Origin of the sequence: Corynebacterium sp. LK2510, assembly GCF_040946405.1 — a bacterium.
Classification (GTDB): domain Bacteria; phylum Actinomycetota; class Actinomycetes; order Mycobacteriales; family Mycobacteriaceae; genus Corynebacterium.
The window spans coordinates 1-5,780 of sequence record NZ_JAYWLR010000033.1 but is presented as its reverse complement, the minus strand read 5'-3'; the positions used below and the strand labels follow the sequence as shown (position 1 = coordinate 5,780).

Here is a 5,780-nt window from a genome sequence, read left to right as displayed (position 1 = left end):
CTAGGTCTGCCTAGGCGCTAGGTGTAATTGATCGCGCCGGGGATAGCGACCCCGAGGAGGCTAAACAGCGAGACGAAATGAGAGAAGGCCCCGCGCAGCATATCCGCGCCCACGCCATTCGAAGAACCCACGGCCGGCAGGAGCAGGTTCTGGATATACAGAGCGAGCAAGCTCGCCTCCGGAACGGCCGGACCGTCCTCCGGCAGTACACCCATGACAAACCCGCGCGCGCCGAGGAACGGAATCGGTGTTGCGTTCCACGTGCTCGAGACAACGCCAACAAAGCCACGACCCGGCACCCAGATCGGCCCACCGGAATCCCCCGGGTGCGTCATCGGCGCATCCACGAAGAAGGTGTTGCCCACGGCCCCGCGGAAGCTCCCGCAAGTGACATCGTGGCGGGGGCGGTTGGACATCTGCCCGAAGTAGCAAACCTGCTGACCTGAGGCGAGCGAGCCTGGGTGTACCCACGCGTCACCGGAAAACGAGTTGCCTCCGATAGCGACACCGAGGTCCCACTGGATGGCGGCCCAGTCATTGCCGAGGCGACCGTCGTAAGCCCGAGAGCGGTAGAACGTACCCACCGGCTGCGAGCCTATGCGCGCGTCGTGGTCGACCAAGCGCACGCGCTGGCCTTCCTCGCCGCAGTGGGCGGCGACGAGGCTGCGCTGGCGTGCCGGGTCGTTGTACCCGATCGTGCAGTATCCACTGCCCTCGATGTAGACCGCCCCGCCTTGATTGGCTTGGGTGGTGCTCTGAGCCTGGGCAGGAGAAACGCCTCCCGCTCCGAGAGTTACAAGGAGTGCCGCAGCAGCTGCGGCAAGACGGGAGGCGTTTTTCACATCAAACCTTCGTTTCAGATGACCGGCGGACTAGTCGCGCCAGTCGCGGCGGCCACGGCCACCACGGTCGTTCCTATCGTTGCGTCCACCGCGGTCGTAACCACGGTCACCACGGTCGCGGCCACCACGGTAGCCACCACGATCGCCCCTGCCACCGCGGTCATCGCGATCACGTCCGCCACCGAAGCCGCCACGGCCACAGGGAGCACCCTGGTCGCGCGTGATGTTGATCAGCTGACCGGAGATACGGGTGTCGGACAAACGGTCCAGCACGCCACGATCGAGGTTCTTCGGAAGCTCCACGAGCGTGAAGTCTCCGCCGATGGTGATGCGGCCGAAGTCGCGGGAGTTCAGCCCGCCCTCGTTGGCCAGCGCACCGACGATGGCGCCCGGGCGGACGTGCTGACGCTTGCCCACGTCCAGACGGTACGTATCGAAGTCCTCGCTGTCGTTGTGGCCACGGCGTCCGCCACGGCCACCACGGTCATCGCGGTCGAAGCGTCCACCACGACGGTCGCGGTCGAAACGTCCGCCACGGTCACCGCGATCGCCGCGATCATCGCGGTCGAAGCGGTCCCGACGGTCGCGCTTGTCCTTCGGCGGCTCCTTCATTAGGAACTCGTCGCCAGCCTGTGCCTGGGTAGCCAGCGCTGCAGCGATGTCGTCCATCGGCACGTTGTTGGCCTGGGAGTACTCGCGCACCATCGACTTGAACACGTGCACCTCGCTCGCCTCGAGGGACTGCGTGATGGAGTCCATGAAGCGTGCCTTGCGGCTCTCGTTGACCTCGTCGACCGTCGGCAGGTCCATCTCCTCGATGTGCGCGTTGGTGACGCGCTCGATGGAGCGGAGCATGCGGCGCTCGCGCGGGGTGACGAAGAGGATGGCCTCGCCGGAGCGTCCTGCACGGCCGGTGCGGCCGATGCGGTGGACGTAGCTCTCGGTGTCGTTCGGGATGTCGAAGTTCAGCACGTGGCTGATGCGCTCGACATCGAGGCCGCGGGCAGCGACGTCGGTGGCGACGAGGATGTCCAGGCGGCCGTCGCGAAGCTGATCGACGGTGCGCTCGCGCTGCTGCTGGGCGATGTCGCCGTTGATCGCAGCCGCGGAGAAACCGCGTGCGCGCAGCTTCTCGGCGATCTCTTCGGTCTCTTGCTTGGTGCGCACGAAGACGATCATCGCCTCGAACTCGGTAACCTCGAGGATGCGGGTCATCGCGTCGAGCTTGTTGCGGTGCGCGGTGAACAGGTAGCGCTGCGTGATGTTCGTGTTGGTGCGGGTCTCCGACTTCACGGTGACCTCAGCCGGGTTGTTCAGGTACTGCTTGGAGATCCGGCGGATGCCATTGGGCATCGTCGCGGAGAACAGTGCGACCTGCTTGGTGTCGGGGGTGTCGGCGAGGATGCGCTCGACGTCCTCCTGGAAGCCCATGTTGAGCATCTCGTCTGCCTCATCGAGCACGAGGAAGCGCAGGTTGGAGATGTCCAACGAGCCCTTTTCCAAGTGGTCGATGACGCGGCCCGGGGTGCCCACGATGATTTGCGCGCCACGGCGCAGACCGGAGAGCTGGATGCCGTATGCCTGGCCACCGTAGATCGGCAGGACGGAGATCTTGCCAAGGTGGTCAGCGAACGACTGGAAAGCGTCCGAGACCTGCAGGGCGAGCTCACGCGTCGGCGCAAGGACGAGGGCCTGCGGGAAGCGGTCGTTCTCATCGATCTGGGACAGAACCGGCAGCGCAAAGGCCGCGGTCTTGCCCGTACCCGTCTGTGCGAGGCCGACAACGTCGCGCCCCGCCATCAAAAGCGGGATGGTCTCTGCCTGGATGGCGGAGGGCTCCTCGAAGCCAACCTTCTTCACTGCCGCGATGACGTCGCTGGGCAGATCGAGGTTGTCGAACCCGTGGCTCGGCTCATCCGTCTTCTCAGTTGCCGGCTGCTCCGGCTCGGTGGTGGTGTTCTCAGTTACAGTGGCTTCGGTTTCGGCCGAAGCGCCGGTGTCCTCAGAAGCTCCCGCATCCCTGGTGCCTTCAGCGGCGGACACATTCGCGTCCGCGGCAACCTGCGGGGTTTCCTGATTTTCCGACATGTTCATGTCCGGCTCAAATTCGCTGCCGGTAGCGTTTTCGGAAATGCTCATTGTTTCCCCACCCTACGCCTTTAGCGGCGGTATTACTATTCGCGGTTTTCGCTTGTCGACGACAACCCTCCCCTTCGCACATACGTCCGCCCCTTCGGCTCTCCTTCGGCGTCGGCGTCAGTACTCTCCTCTAGGATTCGATTCATGGCGAAGGTAATTGAGGTTGTGGGGGCTGTTTTCACGTCGGGCGACACTGTTTTCGCAGCACGCCGCGGGCCCGACAAAGCGATGGCGGGCATGTGGGAGTTCCCCGGCGGAAAGATTGAGCCAGGCGAAAGCCCCACCGAAGCCCTCATGCGCGAGCTAAAGGAAGAGCTGCTTGTCGACGCCGAGGTGGGTTCGCACATCACAACGACCCACCATGACACCGGTGACGTCGTCATCGCTCTTTCCACCTATGAGTGTTTTCTCAGGTCCGGGGAACCGACCATGACAGAACACACGGAGCTGACGTGGGTTCCCCGGAGCAAACTCAAGACGCTCGATTGGGCTCCGGCAGACATTCCCACCGTCGACATCTTGAGTGGCGAGTAAGCATGCGAAGCCGAGAAGGTCTCCGAAGCGCGCTTGAGCACGGCTTCTTAGAAGCCGACCACACCCAGCCCCACTTCGAGAACCCCTACCTCATTTCGAACAATGAGATCTCCACCATGCTGGGGGTGTTGCGGGAAGAGCTGGAGTCGTCCGACTCGTTCATCTTCTCCGTGGCATTCGTCTCCGCAAGCGGGCTCGGCACAATTAAGCAACAGTTGGTGGAGTATGGCGGAACGGGCGTGATCATTACGTCCGACTACCTCGACTTCAATGACCCGGATGCCCTGCGCGAGCTTCTCACCCTGGACAACGTCGAAGTCCGCGTGATGTCAGGAACCCAGCACCATGCGAAGGGGTACGTGTTCCAGCACGCTGATCACCTCACCGCCCTTATCGGGAGTTCGAACCTCACCCGCAATGCCCTGACATCGAACGCGGAATGGAACCTGCAGTTCTCAACACACCGCGACGGCGATATCGCCGACCAAGTGAACCGGGCCGTGCAATGGCAGCGCGAGCATTCTGTTCCCCTTACTCCGGAATGGATCGCAGATTACGAGCAAAAGCGCGCGACGCGAACGGTCGTCCGCCAGGAACAACCACTCGAGGTATCGGACAAAAGCGTTCGGATCTTGCCTAACGCGATGCAGGTTGAAGCTCTCGAAGGCCTGCTTAAGGTTCGGGAGGCGGGAGAGCGACGAGCACTCGTTATCTCAGCCACGGGAACAGGCAAAACGATTCTCTCTGCTTTCGCTGCCAAGGAGTTCGCTCCACAACGCATGCTTTTTCTGGCTCATCGTGAACAGATTCTTCGCGACGCAGCTCAGGAGTTTCAGCGCGTCTTCCAGTGCGATGCTGAGGACATCGGCTTTTTCGCGGGCGCACAGCACGATCTCGATCGCCGCTTCACCTTTGCGACAGTGCAGTCTTTGAGCCGCAAGGAAAACCTCAGCGAGATTTCCCCGCGTTTGTTCGATCTGGTCATCGTGGACGAGGTCCACCGATCCGGCGCAGAGACCTACCAGCGCGTCCTGAACTTCTTCCGGCCGGAGTTTGTCCTCGGCATTACTGCCACACCCGAGCGAACCGACGGCTTCAACGTATTCGAGCTTTTTGATTACAACGTCGCCTACGAAATCCGCCTCGAAGGCGCGCTCGAGAACAAGATGTTGGTTCCCTTCGACTACTTCGGAGTCAGCGACTACGAAAACGCCCGCGGCTTCACCATCACGGACGACAGCTCCCTCATCGAACGAGTTGCCACTGAGCGCGTCGATCACATCGCGGAAATCCTGCGTAAGTACTCTTTCGCGCGCGGAACGAAAGGTTTGATCTTCTGCAGCGGAAACGAAGAAGCCCGTCTGCTCAGCGACGCACTGAACTCCAGACGTGTTCACGGCAGGTTCCTTCGCACGCTCGCGTTGCCGGGGACGACCTCGATTGACGCTCGTGAGGAAGCCGTAGCGTCGCTGGAGAAGGGAGAGCTTGACTACCTGCTCACCGTCGATATTTTCAACGAAGGCATCGACATCCCTCCGGTCAACGTCGTGGTCATGCTTCGTGCGACGGAATCACCGATCGTCTTCACTCAGCAGCTCGGCAGGGGCCTACGCAAGAGCCGCGACAAGTCGTCGCTCAGAGTCATCGACATCATTGGAAATTACGCCAACAACTACCTCATCCCGATCGCTCTAACGGGAGATAACTCTGGAAGCAAGGACCAGATTGGTGAAGTGATCCGCAAGACTCGGCGGCGCGCGATTGCCGGCAACTCGACGATTAGTTTTGACCGGGTTTCCATGGGCCGCATCGTCGAATCCCTCCAGAAGGCTCGGCTTACAGATCGCCGCGCGAAGCGAACAGCGATCCTGGACCTCACGTACCGCCTAGGAAAGATTCCGCAGATCAAAGACTTCGAGAACCATGGTTCGATGGACCCTTGGGTTCTTTCCACCACGGATTCGAAGGCGAAAAACTACTGGACCCTGCTTAAGGAATTGAACTTCGTCGAAGTCGCTCCCTCGCCGCTAGAGGACGCGTTTCTCAGCTTGGTCTCCATTGAGTTCATGAACGGCAAGCGGCCACAGGAGCTCATGCTTTTGCGCCAGCTGCTCGATCACAGGGAAGTGTCCATTTCCGAATTTCGGAATTATCTCGAATCCCAAGGCCTCGACAGTTCGGATGCCGTCGTCCAGTCCCTCGAGAGGATTTTCAGCCTCGAGTGGTTTCCTTCCGCTTCCATTAAACGGTTTGGTGGCCACCACC

At 61.4% G+C, this 5,780-nt stretch carries 4 protein-coding genes; 2 read left to right on the top strand and 2 right to left on the bottom strand.

Features of this window, described 5'->3' with window-relative positions; translation table 11 throughout:
- Positions 1 to 17 precede the first annotated feature (17 nt).
- Entirely contained in the window at positions 18 to 842 is an 825-nt protein-coding gene (locus tag VVR41_RS10535; protein ID WP_368524733.1) for a hypothetical protein, read from the bottom strand.
- A gap of 30 nt (positions 843 to 872) precedes the next feature.
- Positions 873 to 2,981 (bottom strand): DEAD/DEAH box helicase, encoded by a 2,109-nt coding sequence (locus tag VVR41_RS10530; RefSeq protein ID WP_368524732.1) that lies wholly within the window; start codon positions 2,979 to 2,981, stop codon positions 873 to 875.
- Positions 2,982 to 3,125: 144 nt separating this feature from the next.
- Here VVR41_RS10530 and VVR41_RS10525 point away from each other — a divergent pair, with 144 nt between their 5' ends.
- Together VVR41_RS10525 and VVR41_RS10520 are read left to right on the top strand one after the other, a co-directional pair.
- On the top strand, positions 3,126 to 3,515 hold the full coding sequence (locus tag VVR41_RS10525; protein WP_368524731.1) for a (deoxy)nucleoside triphosphate pyrophosphohydrolase: 390 nt from the start codon (positions 3,126 to 3,128) through the stop codon (positions 3,513 to 3,515).
- Between the two features lie 2 nt (positions 3,516 to 3,517).
- On the top strand, positions 3,518 to 5,780 hold a 2,263-nt coding region (locus tag VVR41_RS10520; protein WP_368524730.1), incomplete at its 3' end, for a DUF3427 domain-containing protein.